This window comes from Lautropia dentalis (genome assembly GCF_003892345.1).
Lineage (GTDB): Bacteria > Pseudomonadota > Gammaproteobacteria > Burkholderiales > Burkholderiaceae_E > Lautropia > Lautropia dentalis.
This window is the reverse complement of sequence record NZ_RRUE01000001.1, coordinates 786,268-800,098: the sequence shown is the minus strand read 5'-3', so window position 1 is coordinate 800,098 and position 13,831 is coordinate 786,268. Positions and strand designations below refer to the sequence as shown.

The following is a 13,831-nucleotide window of genomic DNA, read 5'->3' as shown; positions in this document are numbered from 1 at the left end:
CGCCTTAAATATTTGATACCAATTCCAGAAATCTAAAACATCTGACAATCGAGCATTCCCATATTTATTCATAGCCATTGTTTTTCTTTATCAGGATGAATACCCTGCGCCCTGTCAATCTCATAGCCCGTCAATGGCAGCCTCCCCCCAAAACAGACGGCCACGCGAGCCTCACGACCCAGGCTCACCCACCATTCATGCACGACATCAATAAAATTCATGGGCTATCATCTTCCCCACGGCAGCACACGGCTGGTTTGCTGGCCATTCCTTTGGACGCCTGACGCATGATCCCGTCAGTCATCCCGTCGTCTGCGCCATACGTTTCGCCCAGGGAATGTCCCACCTTCTCCGTCTGTCTTTTCGCCTACCTCCGTTGACGGCACTTTCGACCATGAAGCGCTTCACCCTCCACTTCCGCCCCGCCCTCCTCGACAGCCTCAAGACCTACCGCCGGCAGGACCTGATGGCCGATGTGGGCGCCGGGCTGACGGTGGCCTGTGTGGCGCTGCCGCTGGCCATGGCCTTCGGGATCGCCAGCGGTGTCAAGCCCGAGCAGGGGCTGATCACCGCCATCATCGGCGGTGCGCTGGTGTCGCTGCTGGGGGGGTCGAAGGTACAGATCGGCGGGCCGGCCGGGGCCTTCGTGGCCATGCTCTACGGCATTGCCATGACCTACGGCATGTCGAACCTGCTGCTGGCCACGATGATGGCGGGCGTGGTGCTCTTCCTGATGGGCGCGCTGCAGCTGGGGCAGATCATCCGGTTCGTGCCCATTTCCATCGTGATTGGCTTCACCAACGGGATTGCCGTGGTGATCATGCTGTCGCAGCTCAAGGACTTCCTCGGGCTGCGCATCGAGAAGATGCCGGCCAACTTCTTCTCGCAGCTGGATGTGCTTCTGCACTACCGCGACGGGTTGAACCTGCCCGCCGTGGGGCTGGGCCTGGCTACGCTGGTAACGCTCTTCCTGTGGCCCAAGCCGCCGAAGGTGATGACCTCGCGTCAGACCGCGCTGGAACAGCCGGCACAGGGTGTGGTGGATCTCGACGTGCCAACGACGATCATCGATCCGAACGGACAACCCCTACCTTCCACATCCACCGCCACATCCACCGCCGCACCCGCCGCCACGCCAGCGTCTCTGCATCATGAAGGCGCCCCCCGCCCGGGCAGCCCGCGCAATCACGGCGCGGCAGCCCATCATCAGCCCCTGACTCCGACCGAGGCTGCCCCGCAGGCCAGCGCCCTCAAACGTCTGCTCTGGCGCATTCCCGCGCCGCTGGTGGTCCTGCTGTTCGGTACCGTGCTGACCTGGTGGCTGCAGCTGCCGCTCGAAACCATCGGCAGCCGCTTCGGCGGTATTCCACAGAGCCTGCCTTCGCCGGTGCTGCCCAGCTTCGACTGGCAGTCGGCCCAGAATCTGGTGGGACCGACGCTGGCCATTGCCTTCCTCGGGGCCATCGAATCCCTGCTGTGCGCGCGGGTGGCCGATGGCATGGCACACGACCGGCACGACCCCAACCAGGAACTGATGGCGCAGGGCATTGCCAACTTCACCACGCCACTGTTCGGCGGCATTGCGGTGACCGGCACCATCGCCCGAACGGTGACCAACATCCGCAGCGGCGCCCATTCACCCATTGCGGGCGTGGTGCATGCCCTCACGCTGCTGGTGTTCATGCTGCTGCTGGCGCCGCTGGCCGTGAACATTCCGATGAGCGTGCTGGCTGGCATCCTGCTGTTCGTGGGCTTCAACATGGGCGACTGGCGCGCCTTTGCACGGCTGCGCCGTTTCACGCTCAACTACCGGACCGTGCTGGTCACCACCTTCCTGCTGACGGTGGTGTTCGACCTGACGGTGGCCGTGCAGTTCGGCCTGCTGCTGGCCAGCTTCTTCTTCGTCTACCGGGTGGCACGCGTCACGCGGGTGGACCGCATCGAAGCGCCGGCCGACGTGGCCACGCTGCCCGATGGTCGCAGCGTGGGGGTCTGGCAGGCGTATGGCTCGATCTTCTTCGGTTCGATCAGCAAGCTGGAAGCCATCACGGCCACACCGCAGCCCCTGCCCAATATCGTGGTGCTGGACCTGCACCGGGTGATCACCATGGACACGACCGGGCTGGATGCGCTGCAGACGCTGCACAACCACATTCTGGAACACGGCCACCGGCTGATCGTCTGCGGGGCCAACAGGCAGCCCACCTCACTGATGAACCGGGCCGGTTTTCTGGAAGAGCTGGGCAAGGGGAACTGCTTCGAGTCGCTGGAGCAGGTGTATGAAGCGCTGGTCAAACGGCCGGAAGCACGCCCTCAGCGAGGACTTCCATGAATCCCGATCCCGCAGCGTTTGCCCCATCCGTCTCCGCATTCGAATCAGTGCCCGCCGTGCAGGGCCGCTTCTACCGTCCCATCAAAAAGCCAATCACCATCCGTATCGATGCGGATGTGCTGCATTGGCTCAAACGTGACGGAGAAGGTTACCAAAGCCGTCTGAACGCCATCCTGCGTGATGCCATGGTGCATGATCTGCGGGAGCATCCATCACTTCAGACCGCCAACAAGACATGCACCGGGTAATCACCATGGACACACCCGGGCTTCAGTGCCCCATCTTCTTCCAGTCCTGCATGGCATCGGTGCGCTTGAGCTTTCCGGTGTCCTGGTCGAAGTGGGCGAGGAAGAACATGGTGCGGGTGTCGCCGCCCAGGTAGCGCCAGCTCCAGACTTCCTCGTTCTGGCGCCTGTAGCGGGTGATCTCGCCGGGCCTGCCCAGAATTTGCCGCACTTCGTCGCGGGTCATGCCCGGCTGGACCTTGCGGAAGTTCTCTTCGTTGAGTACCTGCGTGATGCTGCGGTAGCGGCCGTCGGCGCCGATGACCACGAAGTAGGTTTCCTTGCCCAGGGGGCCACGGGGGTATTCGAGCGTGCGGCTGCCGTCCTGCTCTTCCCAGATCATCTCGGGCTCGCCCATGTAGCGGCGCACGTCGGCCTCGGTGCTTTCGCCGGCGCTGAGCTTCTTCTCGGCAATATAGTCGCAGCCGCCCAGCAGGCTCAGGGCCAGCAGGGCCGCACCAGCCCAGCCACGAGGGCGGGAAACAGAGTTTTTCCTGTGGTTGTTCATCGGCAGGCAATTGCAGTGTTGGAGGCCCCGGAGCTGGCAGACAGGCCCATCAGCCCCCGTCAGGCGGCATGCTGTCCCAGCAGACATGCCGGGCACCGGGGTCATGCCGAGATTCACGAAAGCCCGCAAGCATAACGGATTTCCTGTGACCCATGGATTCCCGTGCTTCTTGCACTGCACTGTCCCCTGCACGCATGGCTCCTGCAGGGGCGCTCTGGCTCTCCCCGCCTCTGCAAGGGAAGCCTCCTACGACAGGCCGTCGCCGCCCCGCCGGGCGCAGGCAATGAGCTTACTGGCCCGCTTGACTCCCTGTTTCTCAAAGAAGTCTTCGCTACCCGACAGCGCCGAGACATAGATGGCCGTGTGACCAAAACGCTTTTCCAGCATACCCATCAGATGGGCGCCGATACCCTGCCGCTGCCACTGGGGCTGGACGCAGATGTCGGCTACCCAGGTGCAGATCCGGTCATCACTGAAGGCGCGCAGCATGCCCAGCAGATGGTTGTTGCTGTCCAGTGCGAAAAAGGCGTAGGTTCCGGGCTGGCTCAGGGTGGCTCTGTAGCGGGCATCCCCCTTGTAATCGGACGCCTTGCCGAATCCGACACTCTCGTAGAGTTCGGCCACCTCGTCGTAGTTGACCAGGTTTTTGTCGTCGGTGTAGTTGATACTGTCCATATCGCTCCTCGCTATCGTCCGTATATTGCGGTTGCGGCTGTCCGCCACCGGACAGTGTACGTGTGCTTCCTCGCCCGCTCCGCCGTTTGTCCGGGCCACGGATACCAGCTCTCATGTGCGTACACGAAAACTGTGCTTCGTCTCCCGGACACTCCGACTCCCGTGCCCTCCCATCCCGGATCCACGCCGGCACGCCTGCCCCGCACACAGGGCGCCCCCCGCCATCGCTGCCGCTTCGTATCCTTCCGCCACCCGGACGGAGGCATCTGCCACACACCTGCCGGCAAGCCTCGCAAACGCCAACAGCTCCATTACAATTGCCGAAGAATCCGTTTCCGCGGCAGGGTCTTGCATGCAGGATGCCTCCAGCACCGGCCCCGGAACGCCTCAATGACCCTGTCATTGCGGCGCGCTTTTACGCCATTTGCCTCGAACGATTCTCCGACCATCTGTCTGCCGTTCATTCTCAACCCTCTTTCCGCCCACGTGGCCCATCGTCATGGCCCTGTACGTCTCCGATGTCACCCAGTTCCTGCAGCAGCTGAAGGAAAAACGCCCGTCGCTGGAAGCCGAGCAGCAGCGCGGCCGCGCCATCTGGTGGGACAAGGCGCCCATCGACCTGGCCCGCCGTGCCGAAGAGAACGCCTCGCGCGTGTTCCAGAAACCCTACCCGTACCAGACGGATGTGACGCCAGCGCCCGCCGCTGCCGAAGTGGCCGAGTAAGGCAAACCCTGCATGCAGGACAGCGACAGCCCCGTGGCCGACCACGCCGGTGGCGCCCCTGCCGCGGGCGACGCAAGTACCCCCATCAGCGACGACACACCTTCTGCCCAGTCTCCCGCATCTCCCTCGGATGGCGAGGGCGAGGCGATTGTCCCCGCCCCTGATGAGGGAGATGGGGCGGAGGCACATCCTCCTGCTGATGGCAGAAACGAGGCTGTTGCGCCTCCTGTCAATGACGCAGGGGCGGCAGACGGCACCACTGCAGCCTCCGGCAGGAAGAAAAAGGGCAAGCAGGCCGACGAGCCCAAACCGGACCCGGATGCCGACCTGCCCGTGCTCGCCCTCATCCACGGCGAGCCGCTGCGGCGCATCCCCAACGACCTCTACATCCCGCCCGATGCGCTGGAGGTGCTGCTGGATACCTTCGAGGGGCCGCTGGACCTGCTGCTGTACCTGATCCGCAAGCAGAACTTCGACATCCTCGACATCCCGATGGCGAAGGTGACGGCGCAGTACCTGGCCTATGTGGACGAGATTCGCGCCCGCAACCTGGAGCTGGCTGCCGAGTACCTGCTGATGGCGGCGATGCTGATCGACATCAAGAGCCGCATGCTGCTGCCGGTGAAGAAGGCCGACAGCGACGAGGAAGTGGAAGATCCACGGGCCGAGCTGGCGCGCCGGCTGCTGGAGTACGAGCGCATCAAGTATGGTGCGGCCCAGATCGATGCCCTGCCCACACTGGGCCGCGACTTCGTGCGTGCCCAGGTGCATCTGGACCACACGGCCGAGATTCGCCTGCCCGATGTATCGGCCGACGATCTGCGCGCCGCCTGGGCCGAAGTGCTGCGGCGCGCCAAGCTCGTGCAGCATCACCAGGTGCAGCGCGAGTCGCTGTCGGTGCGCGAGCACATGTCCGAAATCCTGCGCAAGCTGCAGAACCTGCGCTTTGCCGAGTTCCACGAGCTGTTCGACCTGTCACAGGGTACCGCGGGCGTGGTCGTGACCTTCGTGGCCATGCTGGAGCTGGCCCGCGAAAGCCTCCTTCAGATCACCCAGGCCGAAGCCTTTGCCCCCATCTACGTGCGGCTGTCGTACCTGCCCAGCCAGGCACGAACAGCGGTGGCGGACGAGCCGATCACGGCTGACGATGACGAAATCATTGCAGACGACTGACCAGGTCTGACGGCAAGGGGCTGCCGCCCCTGCCGGCGTTGCGCTGTCTTTGGCATCATGCAACAGTCAACGTTGCCCTGACGTCGGCACAGCCGTCTGCAAGCCTGCCCTCCGCCGTCGGCCCGTCTCGGCCCAGTGTGCCATGCTGGACGTTCCCCTCACACAGGGCACGTTCCCCCCTGCCATAACAGCACGACAGCCCACCGAGGAAGCCGCTGCCCGCCATGCCTTTCACAATCCAGCACAATCTGCCACTCAAGCCCTTCAACACCTTCGGCATTGCCGCGACGGCACGGATGGCATATACCCTGACAGACGACGCAGGCGTGGACGAGGTACTGGAAGCACTCGAACAGGAAGCGTCGAAACAGGCAGCACCGAAACAGGCAGCGCCGGGCCAGAAGGGCAACCCCACTTCACCCCCTGCTCCCCGCACGACTTCACCCGCCGCGCCAGACACCTTCATCCAGATTCCTGCCCACCCAACCTCCAGCGGCGCCACACACCGTCCCTTCATTCTGAGCGGCGGCAGCAACCTGCTGCTGGCCCGCGACCTGACCGAGCCGCTGCTGCTGGTACGCACGCAGGGCCGGCACATCGTCGATGAACAGGGCGATACGGTGTGGCTGGACGTGGCCGCCGGCGAAGTCTGGCACGACACGGTACGCTGGACGCTCGAGCAGGGCTGTTACGGGCTGGAGAATCTGGCGCTGATTCCTGGGCGTGCCGGGGCAGCGCCGTGGCAGAACATCGGTGCCTACGGGGTGGAGGTGGGCGAACTGATCGATTCGGTGGCGGCCGTGCATCTGCACACGGGCGAACGCCGCCGTTTTGCGGCGGCCGACTGTGCGTTTGGCTACCGGCAGAGCTTTTTCAAGACGGCTGCGGGGCGTGACTGGCTGATTCTGTCGGTGCGGCTGCGGCTGTCGCGCACCTTCGAGCCCCGGCTGGGGTATGCTGAGCTGGCCAGGGCACTCGGCGTCGTGCCACCGGCGGGTGATGGCGTCCCTGGTGCTGCAAACGCAGGCAGCCCGACGAAGACGGGTTCGGGTTCGGGTTCGGGTTCGGGTTCGGGTTCGGGTTCGGGTTCGGGTTCGGGTTCGGAAAGCATGATGGGGCTGACCGCAGCACAGGTCGCGGACACGGTGGAAGCCATTCGCCGTCGCAAGCTGCCCGACCCGGCCGTGCTGGGCAACGCCGGCAGCTTCTTCCACAACCCGGTGGTGGATGGCGACACGCTGGAGCGGCTGCGGCACCAGCACCCAGGTCTGCCGGCACATCCGGTACGTCCCGAACCTCCGGCACATGCCGTCATCCCGGCAGCGCACGAGACGGACACCCGCCTGCCCCCCTCCAGTGCAGCCTCGCCCGTTACCACACATCACCGCTGCGCAACCAACGGGCATTCAGCCCCTGCCACCGCCGGCGCCCTGCCCCATTACAAGCTCTCGGCCGGCTGGCTGATCGACACCTGCGGCTGGAAGGGCTTTCGTGACGGCGATGCCGGGGTATCGCCCACCCATGCCCTGGTGCTGGTGAATTACGGTCAGGCGACCGGGCAGGATCTGCTGAATCTGGCGGGGCGCATCCAGCGCAGTGTGCATGAGCGCTTTGGCGTTGAACTGCATCCGGAGCCGGTCATCGTGCGCTGAGCCGCTCCCGTTCAGACCAGCCAGTCCCCCGGCAACAGGCCATCCACGCGGCGAAACTCGCACGTGCTGTCTGTCACCAGGGCAACGCCGATGTCATCGGCCTGGGCGGTGCATCGGCTGGTTCCTGCAAATCCACCGTACGGGGGTCACCCGCCCACAGATGCTCGAGCGCGTTCAGGGCGGTTTGCGCCTGCCCGGGTACCAGACGTGCTACCACCTTGCCATGCCGCATGATGGCCACCTGCCCGCCCGCCTCCACTTCGGCCAGCAGGGCAGAAAAATGCGCCCTGACCTCAGCGACAGATACACTTTTCACCATTCGGGAATAACCCTATAAAAAGACTGGCATTTGACAACTGACATTTTGCGCCGGAATGACAATCCATCCTCAAACTGATAAGAGGAGTGTCCGATGAGCAAGCCCCGTTATGTCATGGCCCTGGACCAGGGCACCACGTCGTCGCGTGCCATCATCTTCGACCAGCGTGGCGAGATGGTGTCGGTGGCCCAGCGTCCGTTCAACCAGTACTTCCCCAAACCGGGCTGGGTGGAGCACGACGGCAAGGAGATCTGGGCCTCGCAGGTGGCCGTGCTGACCGAAGCACTGGCCAAATCGCGGCTGGATGCGGCCGACATCACGGCCATCGGCGTGACCAACCAGCGCGAGACGACGCTGGTGTGGGACCGCGCCACCGGTGAGCCGATCCACAACGCCATCGTCTGGCAGGACCGCCGCACGGCCAAATATTGCGACCAGATTCGCGAGGAGCACGGCGCACGCATCCAGGAGAAGACCGGTCTGGTGCTGGATGCCTATTTCTCGGCCACCAAGGTCAAGTGGATGCTGGACAACGTGCCCGGCGCCCGCGAGAAGGCCGAACGGGGCGAGCTGTGCTTCGGCACGGTGGACACCTGGCTGATCTGGAACTTCACGCGCGGCCAGGTGCACGTGACCGACCCCAGCAACGCCAGCCGCACGATGCTCTACAACATCCACACACTGGACTGGGACGACGAGCTGCTCGAGCTCTTCGGCGTGCCGCGCGCCATGCTGCCGCAGGTGAAAAGCTCCAGCGAGGTGTATGGCGAAACCTCCACCCGCTTCACCGAGGTGTCCATTCCCATTGCCGGCATTGCCGGTGACCAGCAGGCCGCCCTGTTCGGCCAGCTGTGCACGGAGCCCGGCATGCTGAAGAACACCTACGGTACCGGGTGCTTCCTGCTGATGAACACGGGCGACAAACCGGTGAAATCGGCCAACAACCTGCTGACCACGGTGGCCTGGAACATCGGCGGCAAGACCACCTATGCGCTGGAAGGCGGGGTGTTCGTGGGCGGGGCGGCCATCCAGTGGCTGCGCGACGGGGCACGCCTGATCCGCACCTCGGCCGACATCAACAACCTGGCCCATACGGTGGAAGACAACGGCGGTGTGTACTTCGTGCCGGCCCTCACCGGTCTGGGTGCGCCCTACTGGGACCAGTACGCCCGCGGGGCACTGCTGGGTATCACACGCGGCACCACCGATGGCCACATCGCCCGCGCCACGCTGGAAGGTATTGCGTTCCAGGTCTATGACATCGTGAAGGCCATGGAGGCCGATGCCGGCCAGGAAACGGCCCAGCTGCGGGTGGACGGTGGCGCCAGCAAGAGCGACTACCTGATGCAGACGCAGTCGGACCTGTTTGCCTTCGACATCGTGCGCCCCCGGACCATCGAGACCACGGCGCTGGGTGCGGCCTATCTGGCCGGCCTGGCCACCGGTTACTGGCCGAGCATCGAGGCGCTGCACGAGCAGTGGCAGGTGGGCCAGGTGTTCAGGCCGAAGCTGCCGGCCGAGCGGGTGCAGGAGATGCTGCACTACTGGCACAAGGCGGTACGCGCTGCCCGTCACTGGATCGAAGAGTAAAAGACCGAAGAATAAAAAACCGGACGTGGTGCGTCATGTGCGGACATGGCGCATCACGACATGGCCTTGACACGGCGCACCTGAACCCGGGCTGCGCCGATGGAGAAAAACATGAACATTTTTACTGCCGAGCTGATTGGCACGGCGCTGCTGCTTTTGCTGGGCAATGGGGTGGTGGCCAGTTGCGCACTGAAGAACACACACGCCAGTGGTTCGGGCTGGATCGTGATCACGGCGGCCTGGGGCTTTGCGGTGTTCACGGGGGTGACGGTGGCCGGGCCGGTGAGCGGTGCGCACCTGAATCCGGCGGTGACGCTGGGGCTGGCGATGATCGGCAAGACGCCGTGGGAGCTGGTGCCGACGTATTTTGCCGGCGAGATGCTGGGCGGGATGCTCGGCGCGTTTCTGGTGTGGGTCTATTTCCGTGACCAGTTCAACAGCACGGAAGATGAGGCCCCGAAAAAGGCTGCTTTCTGCACGGGGCCGGCCATTCGCAATTTGCCGGCCAATTTTTTCTGCGAGGTGCTGGCAACCTTCGTGCTGGTGTTCGTGATTTTCTACATCATGGGCGCGAGCATGACACTGCCGGGGCAGACGGAGGCTACGCCGATCGGGCTGGGTTCGATTGGTGCGGTGCCGGTGGCGCTGCTGGTGTGGGTGCTGGGTCTGAGTCTGGGCAGTACGACGGGCTATGCGATCAATCCGGCGCGGGACATCGGGCCGCGGCTGGTGCTGACGTTGGTGCCGGTGAAGGCGAATCCGGACTGGGCGTATGCGGTGGTGCCGGGGATCGGGCCGATGGTGGGGGGTGCGCTGGCGGCATGGGCGTACATGGCGCTGTCGTGAGCTGAACCGACGCCCATAAGGCATGGTTTAATCGCCAATGCTTCCTGATGCGAGAAGACGGCTCCGCTGTGGGGCCGTTTTCTTTTGAGAGATGGCTCTGGTGCAGGGATAGCTTCCTTTTGGAAGACGGCTCCGGTGCCAGCGTGTTTCCTTTTGCGAAAGACGACTCCGTTGCGGCGCGCGCTGCGGACCGGTACGCCCCTGCGGCTCATACGCTCACTGAAGCTTTGTTGCCCACGACCTGCGTCGTGGTCAACAAACCTCCAGCGCTATAACACTTTCCGACAACCGGGGCTGCGCCCCGCCTGTCAGAAAGTCGTTCACGCGTACCGCGAAATCGCCGCAGTGCCGTCCCGGTCCGCAGCGCTTCTCTCCGAAATTCAGACTGGCCTTGTGACCAGAGCGTGCAGGATTCATTCATCTCCGCGTCCCCGGTGATGGTCCCGTGATTACATCCCTCCGCAAATCTTTACTTCGTCAACGTTTGCGGGAAGGGATTTTTCACCGTCCCCTTGACGGGCACGGCATATCAGGTTCTGACCAGACATCAGCAACGGAAGGGCCAGAAACGGGCCTCATGTGGGCGTTACGCAGGCGGCCAGTCCTTGCGGCGGAAGACGTATTTGCTGTCGGTGGAGGCGGATTCGTCGAGGCGGTAGCCGTCGCGGTCGAAGGCGAGGAGCTGGTCGGGGCGCTGCGCGTCGATGTCGATGGCGTAGCGGGTCATCAGGCCGCGGGCGCGCTTGGCGTTGAAGGAGATGATCTTCCATTTGCCGCCCTCGGGGGATTTGGCGTCGTCACGCCATTCTTCGAAGACGACCTTGATGATGGGATGGTCGAGCTTTTTGGAGTCGACGGCGCTGAAGTATTCGTCGGAGGCGAGGTTGATGAGGACGGGGGTGCTGTCCCCGGCCAGGGTCTCGTTGAGGGTGGCGGTGATGCGCTCGCGCCAGAAGGCGTAGAGATCCTTACCGGCGGAGTTGGGCAGTTTGGTGCCCATTTCGAGGCGGTAGGGCTGCATGCGGTCGAAGGGGCGCAGCACGCCATAGAGGCCGGAGAGGATGCGCACCAGGCCGTTGGCGCGTTCGGCTTCGGCCCGGGTGAGGGTACGAGCAGCCATACCGTCGTACACGTCACCATCGAAGGCAAACAGGGCGGGACGGCTGTTGGTGTCGTCGAAGGTGTCGGAAAAGCGCTGGTAGCGGGCGACGTTCTCGCGCGAGAGGGCGGCGCTGATGGACATCAGGCCGGACAGGGCCACTTCGTCGTAGCCGCGCAGGATGTCGACCAGCTGGCGGGTCTGCTCGGGAAACGCGGGCAGCGTGGCGGGAACCTCGACGGCCGGTGCGGTGTAGTCGAGGGCCTTGGCGGGGGAAAGGACGATCTTCATGGCTTCTATTATAGCCATGCTTTATCAAGACCAAGATGTCGATATGTATCACTCGCTCCAGACGGCTTGGGGGCGAGCAGAATATGGCACTATCCGTTCCGTCTTCCTTTCCTGCCTCCCCCATCTGCCATGCCCCGCCTCATCATCGACACCAACATCTGGCTGGACCTCGTGGTTTTTGGAGACCCGCGTGTGCAGGCGCTGCGCGACGGGCTGGAAAGCGGGCACTACCGGGCCATCGGTACGCATGCCATGCGCAGCGAGCTGGCGGTGGTGCTGGCACGGCCGCAGTTCGGACTGAGCGACGTTCAGCAACAGGCGGCCCTGCAGCAGTGGGAGGCGCTGACGGAGAAGGTGGATGTGGCCCCACCCTGCAACCTGAGCTGCCGCGACCCGGATGACCGCAAGTTCCTCGATCTGGCGGTGGCGCACCGGGTGGACTGGCTGCTGTCGAAGGACCGCGCCCTGCTGGCAGCCCGCAAGTTTGCACTGAAGCGCTTTGACCTGCACATCGGTACGGTGGAGCAGATGCTGGCAGCGGAAACGCGGGGCCAGCATGAAGGCATCACCCAGCCAGAAACCCCGATCCAGCCAGAAGGCATGCCTCAGCCACAAGCCATGGGCGTGACAGGGGCAAGCGACACCCGCCCCACGCAGAAACCATGATCAGCCCCGGTTCCAGCGCAGTGTCCTCCCTTTCCCCCATCCCGATGTCCTCCACCCCTGCTGACGGACTGGCTTCCCACGCCGCCCCCCGCTGCTGGCACCTGCTCTGTCAGGTGATCGACAACTTCGGCGATGCCGGCGTGATGTGGCGGCTGGCCCGGCAACTGCGAAACGAATACGGCTGTACGGTCCGGTTCTTCATCGACCAGCCGGAGATCATGCAGCAGCTGGCACCGGCATGGTTCCAGCTCCCCTCTCCCTGCGCCCATCTCCGTGCCCCCACATCCGCATCCACACCTGCATCCGGAGCAGAACAAGGTGACCCAGCCATCACGGCTTCCGCGACCGCTGCAGAGACAGCAGCAGCCAACGCCCCCCCTTGTCCCGATGGCAGCCTCACGATACACCCACTGCACGACAGTCCTGCCCTGATCGAAGGAGCCGACGTGATCGTCTGCGGCTTTCAGGTCCGGCTGCCACCGGCAGCGCGTGCCGCCCTGAAGACGCGAAGCATACGTCCGGTGCCGGTGGCAGCTCAGCCGGCATCAACTCAGCCGGCACCGCCTCACCGGGCACCAGCTCACCCAGCACCAGCTCGCACAGCATCAGCTCACCCGGCACCGCAGGTGGATGCATCGAACCCGGAAATGCACGACGGTAAGGGGTCTGCCCTGCCCCCGCTGCTGTTGCAGCTGGAATACCTGAGCGCCGAGGACTGGGTGGAGGCAGGTCACGGCCTGCCCAGCCTGCAGCCGGATGGTCTGGTCGAATACTTCTTCAACCCCGGCTTCACCGCCCGCACCGGTGGCCTGCTGCGCGAGCGGGATCTGCTGGCGCAGCGCGACGCCTTTCTGGCCGATCCCGGGAACCGTCTGCACTGGCTGGCCCGGCATGGCGTGCAGCACGCACCTGACGAGCTGCTGGTCAGCGTGCTCTGCTATGCCTCGGCCCCCCTGCTGCCCCCGCTGAAGGCGTGGCTGACGGATATGCCTCCATCCGATGGCCCTTCCGGAACGAATGGCCCCTGCCGGCGGCTGCATCTGCTGATCCCCGGCGCCAGCACCCAGCCCTGGCTGCAGCCGCTGCATGCGCTGGCCGCTGCCCACCCCGCACATGTGAAGATCACCCCGCTGCCCTTCCTGCCCCAGCCCGAATTCGACCGCCTGCTCTGGAGCTGCGATCTCAACCTCGTGCGCGGTGAGGATTCCTGGCTGCGCGCGCTCTGGGCCGGCAAACCCTGGCTGTGGCAGGCCTATCCTCAAACCGAAACCACCCATCTGGACAAGCTGGAAGCCTTTCTGCAGCGCTGCACCCGGTGGCTGGGCATCGGGGACAACCCCACACGGCAGACTGCCTTCGAACGCTGGCAACAGGCCATGCACGCCTGGAACGGCGCCCCTGAAGCCCTGTTGACCGCCATCCTCCCCTGGCTGCACGACCTGCATGAAGCAACCACTCTGGCACAACGGATATCGGACATCGGTGCCCGTGAGGCACCGGATCTGGCAGCCCGGCTGGTTGCCTTTGCACGAAATCACCACATCTGAGCTTCAGTGAGCGTATGAGCCGCGGGGGCGTACCGGACCACAGCGCGTGCCGCAACGGAGTCGTCTTCCAGCAGGAACTCCCTGCACCGGAACCACCTTCCGTGCATCGCAGCCCCCCAGATTTC

14 protein-coding genes are annotated in these 13,831 nt (G+C 64.3%); 9 read left to right on the top strand and 5 right to left on the bottom strand.

The window, feature by feature from the left end; all coding sequences use genetic code 11:
- Nucleotides 1-68: 68 nt before the first annotated feature.
- Nucleotides 69-221: a hypothetical protein gene (locus tag EHV23_RS15155; protein ID WP_158615813.1), complete on the bottom strand. Its 153-nt coding sequence runs from the start codon at nt 219-221 to the stop codon at nt 69-71.
- A gap of 173 nt (nt 222-394) precedes the next feature.
- Here EHV23_RS15155 and EHV23_RS03135 point away from each other — a divergent pair, with 173 nt between their 5' ends.
- Both EHV23_RS03135 and EHV23_RS03130 read left to right on the top strand, forming a co-directional pair.
- The gene (locus tag EHV23_RS03135) at nt 395-2,332 is read left to right on the top strand and encodes a SulP family inorganic anion transporter (protein ID WP_125094676.1); all 1,938 of its coding nucleotides are present in this window, start codon (nt 395-397) and stop codon (nt 2,330-2,332) included.
- Nucleotides 2,329-2,580 (top strand): BrnA antitoxin family protein, encoded by a 252-nt coding sequence (locus EHV23_RS03130; protein ID WP_125094675.1) that lies wholly within the window; start codon nt 2,329-2,331, stop codon nt 2,578-2,580. The genes EHV23_RS03135 and EHV23_RS03130 overlap by 4 nt, the downstream gene beginning before the upstream one ends.
- A 22-nt stretch (nt 2,581-2,602) precedes the next feature.
- On the opposite strand, the gene bamE is transcribed toward EHV23_RS03130, so the two are convergent.
- Complete coding sequence (gene bamE, locus EHV23_RS03125) at nt 2,603-3,124, bottom strand: outer membrane protein assembly factor BamE domain-containing protein (RefSeq protein WP_125094674.1); 522 nt, start codon at nt 3,122-3,124, stop codon at nt 2,603-2,605.
- 246 nt (nt 3,125-3,370) lie between these two features.
- Nucleotides 3,371-3,799 (bottom strand): GNAT family N-acetyltransferase, encoded by a 429-nt coding sequence (locus EHV23_RS03120; RefSeq protein ID WP_125094673.1) that lies wholly within the window; start codon nt 3,797-3,799, stop codon nt 3,371-3,373.
- A gap of 499 nt (nt 3,800-4,298) precedes the next feature.
- On the opposite strand from EHV23_RS03120, the gene EHV23_RS03115 reads away from it, so the two are divergent.
- The 3 genes from EHV23_RS03115 (at nt 4,299) to murB (ending at nt 7,348) form a co-directional block, all read left to right on the top strand.
- A complete protein-coding gene (locus tag EHV23_RS03115; protein ID WP_125094672.1) occupies nt 4,299-4,523 on the top strand; it encodes a DUF3460 family protein in 225 nt (74 codons plus the stop codon).
- 327 nt (nt 4,524-4,850) lie between these two features.
- Nucleotides 4,851-5,696 (top strand): segregation and condensation protein A, encoded by an 846-nt coding sequence (locus EHV23_RS03110; RefSeq protein ID WP_125095482.1) that lies wholly within the window; start codon nt 4,851-4,853, stop codon nt 5,694-5,696.
- Between the two features lie 224 nt (nt 5,697-5,920).
- Nucleotides 5,921-7,348 carry a UDP-N-acetylmuramate dehydrogenase gene (gene murB, locus EHV23_RS03105; protein ID WP_125094671.1) on the top strand — a complete coding sequence of 476 codons (1,428 nt, stop codon included), beginning with the start codon at nt 5,921-5,923 and terminating at the stop codon, nt 7,346-7,348.
- Between the two features lie 73 nt (nt 7,349-7,421).
- On the opposite strand, the gene EHV23_RS03100 is transcribed toward murB, so the two are convergent.
- A complete protein-coding gene (locus EHV23_RS03100; RefSeq protein WP_203228857.1) occupies nt 7,422-7,667 on the bottom strand; it encodes a type II toxin-antitoxin system Phd/YefM family antitoxin in 246 nt (81 codons plus the stop codon).
- 93 nt (nt 7,668-7,760) lie between these two features.
- On the opposite strand from EHV23_RS03100, the gene glpK reads away from it, so the two are divergent.
- Nucleotides 7,761-9,257: a glycerol kinase GlpK gene (glpK, locus tag EHV23_RS03095; protein WP_125094670.1), complete on the top strand. Its 1,497-nt coding sequence runs from the start codon at nt 7,761-7,763 to the stop codon at nt 9,255-9,257.
- A 111-nt stretch (nt 9,258-9,368) separates the two neighbouring features.
- Nucleotides 9,369-10,103: an MIP/aquaporin family protein gene (locus tag EHV23_RS03090; RefSeq protein WP_125094669.1), complete on the top strand. Its 735-nt coding sequence runs from the start codon at nt 9,369-9,371 to the stop codon at nt 10,101-10,103.
- Nucleotides 10,104-10,689: 586 nt separating this feature from the next.
- Here the strand turns inward: EHV23_RS03090 and yaaA are convergent.
- The gene (yaaA, locus tag EHV23_RS03085) at nt 10,690-11,493 is read right to left on the bottom strand and encodes a peroxide stress protein YaaA (RefSeq protein WP_125095480.1); all 804 of its coding nucleotides are present in this window, start codon (nt 11,491-11,493) and stop codon (nt 10,690-10,692) included.
- 129 nt (nt 11,494-11,622) lie between these two features.
- Between yaaA and EHV23_RS03080 the strand changes: the two genes are divergently transcribed.
- Together EHV23_RS03080 and earP are read left to right on the top strand one after the other, a co-directional pair.
- Nucleotides 11,623-12,159 (top strand): PIN domain-containing protein, encoded by a 537-nt coding sequence (locus tag EHV23_RS03080; protein ID WP_125094668.1) that lies wholly within the window; start codon nt 11,623-11,625, stop codon nt 12,157-12,159.
- Nucleotides 12,156-13,706 carry an elongation factor P maturation arginine rhamnosyltransferase EarP gene (earP, locus tag EHV23_RS03075; protein ID WP_125094667.1) on the top strand — a complete coding sequence of 517 codons (1,551 nt, stop codon included), beginning with the start codon at nt 12,156-12,158 and terminating at the stop codon, nt 13,704-13,706. Before EHV23_RS03080 ends, earP begins: the two co-directional genes overlap by 4 nt.
- The last annotated feature ends 125 nt before the right edge of the window (nt 13,707-13,831 follow it).

Excerpts from the sequence above, each read along its gene's own strand:
- glpK (WP_125094670.1), top strand. The coding sequence starts at position 7,761 with ATGAGCAAGCCCCGTTATGTCATGGCCCTGGACCAGGGCACCACGTCG.
- EHV23_RS03090 (WP_125094669.1), top strand. The coding sequence starts at position 9,369 with ATGAACATTTTTACTGCCGAGCTGATTGGCACGGCGCTGCTGCTTTTG.
- earP (WP_125094667.1), top strand. The coding sequence starts at position 12,156 with ATGATCAGCCCCGGTTCCAGCGCAGTGTCCTCCCTTTCCCCCATCCCG.
- murB (WP_125094671.1), top strand. The coding sequence starts at position 5,921 with ATGCCTTTCACAATCCAGCACAATCTGCCACTCAAGCCCTTCAACACC.
- EHV23_RS03100 (WP_203228857.1), bottom strand. The coding sequence starts at position 7,667 with ATGGTGAAAAGTGTATCTGTCGCTGAGGTCAGGGCGCATTTTTCTGCC.
- EHV23_RS03120 (WP_125094673.1), bottom strand. The coding sequence starts at position 3,799 with ATGGACAGTATCAACTACACCGACGACAAAAACCTGGTCAACTACGAC.
- EHV23_RS03115 (WP_125094672.1), top strand. The coding sequence starts at position 4,299 with ATGGCCCTGTACGTCTCCGATGTCACCCAGTTCCTGCAGCAGCTGAAG.
- yaaA (WP_125095480.1), bottom strand. The coding sequence starts at position 11,493 with ATGAAGATCGTCCTTTCCCCCGCCAAGGCCCTCGACTACACCGCACCG.
- EHV23_RS15155 (WP_158615813.1), bottom strand. The coding sequence starts at position 221 with ATGAATTTTATTGATGTCGTGCATGAATGGTGGGTGAGCCTGGGTCGT.
- EHV23_RS03130 (WP_125094675.1), top strand. The coding sequence starts at position 2,329 with ATGAATCCCGATCCCGCAGCGTTTGCCCCATCCGTCTCCGCATTCGAA.
- EHV23_RS03080 (WP_125094668.1), top strand. The coding sequence starts at position 11,623 with ATGCCCCGCCTCATCATCGACACCAACATCTGGCTGGACCTCGTGGTT.
- bamE (WP_125094674.1), bottom strand. The coding sequence starts at position 3,124 with ATGAACAACCACAGGAAAAACTCTGTTTCCCGCCCTCGTGGCTGGGCT.
- EHV23_RS03135 (WP_125094676.1), top strand. The coding sequence starts at position 395 with ATGAAGCGCTTCACCCTCCACTTCCGCCCCGCCCTCCTCGACAGCCTC.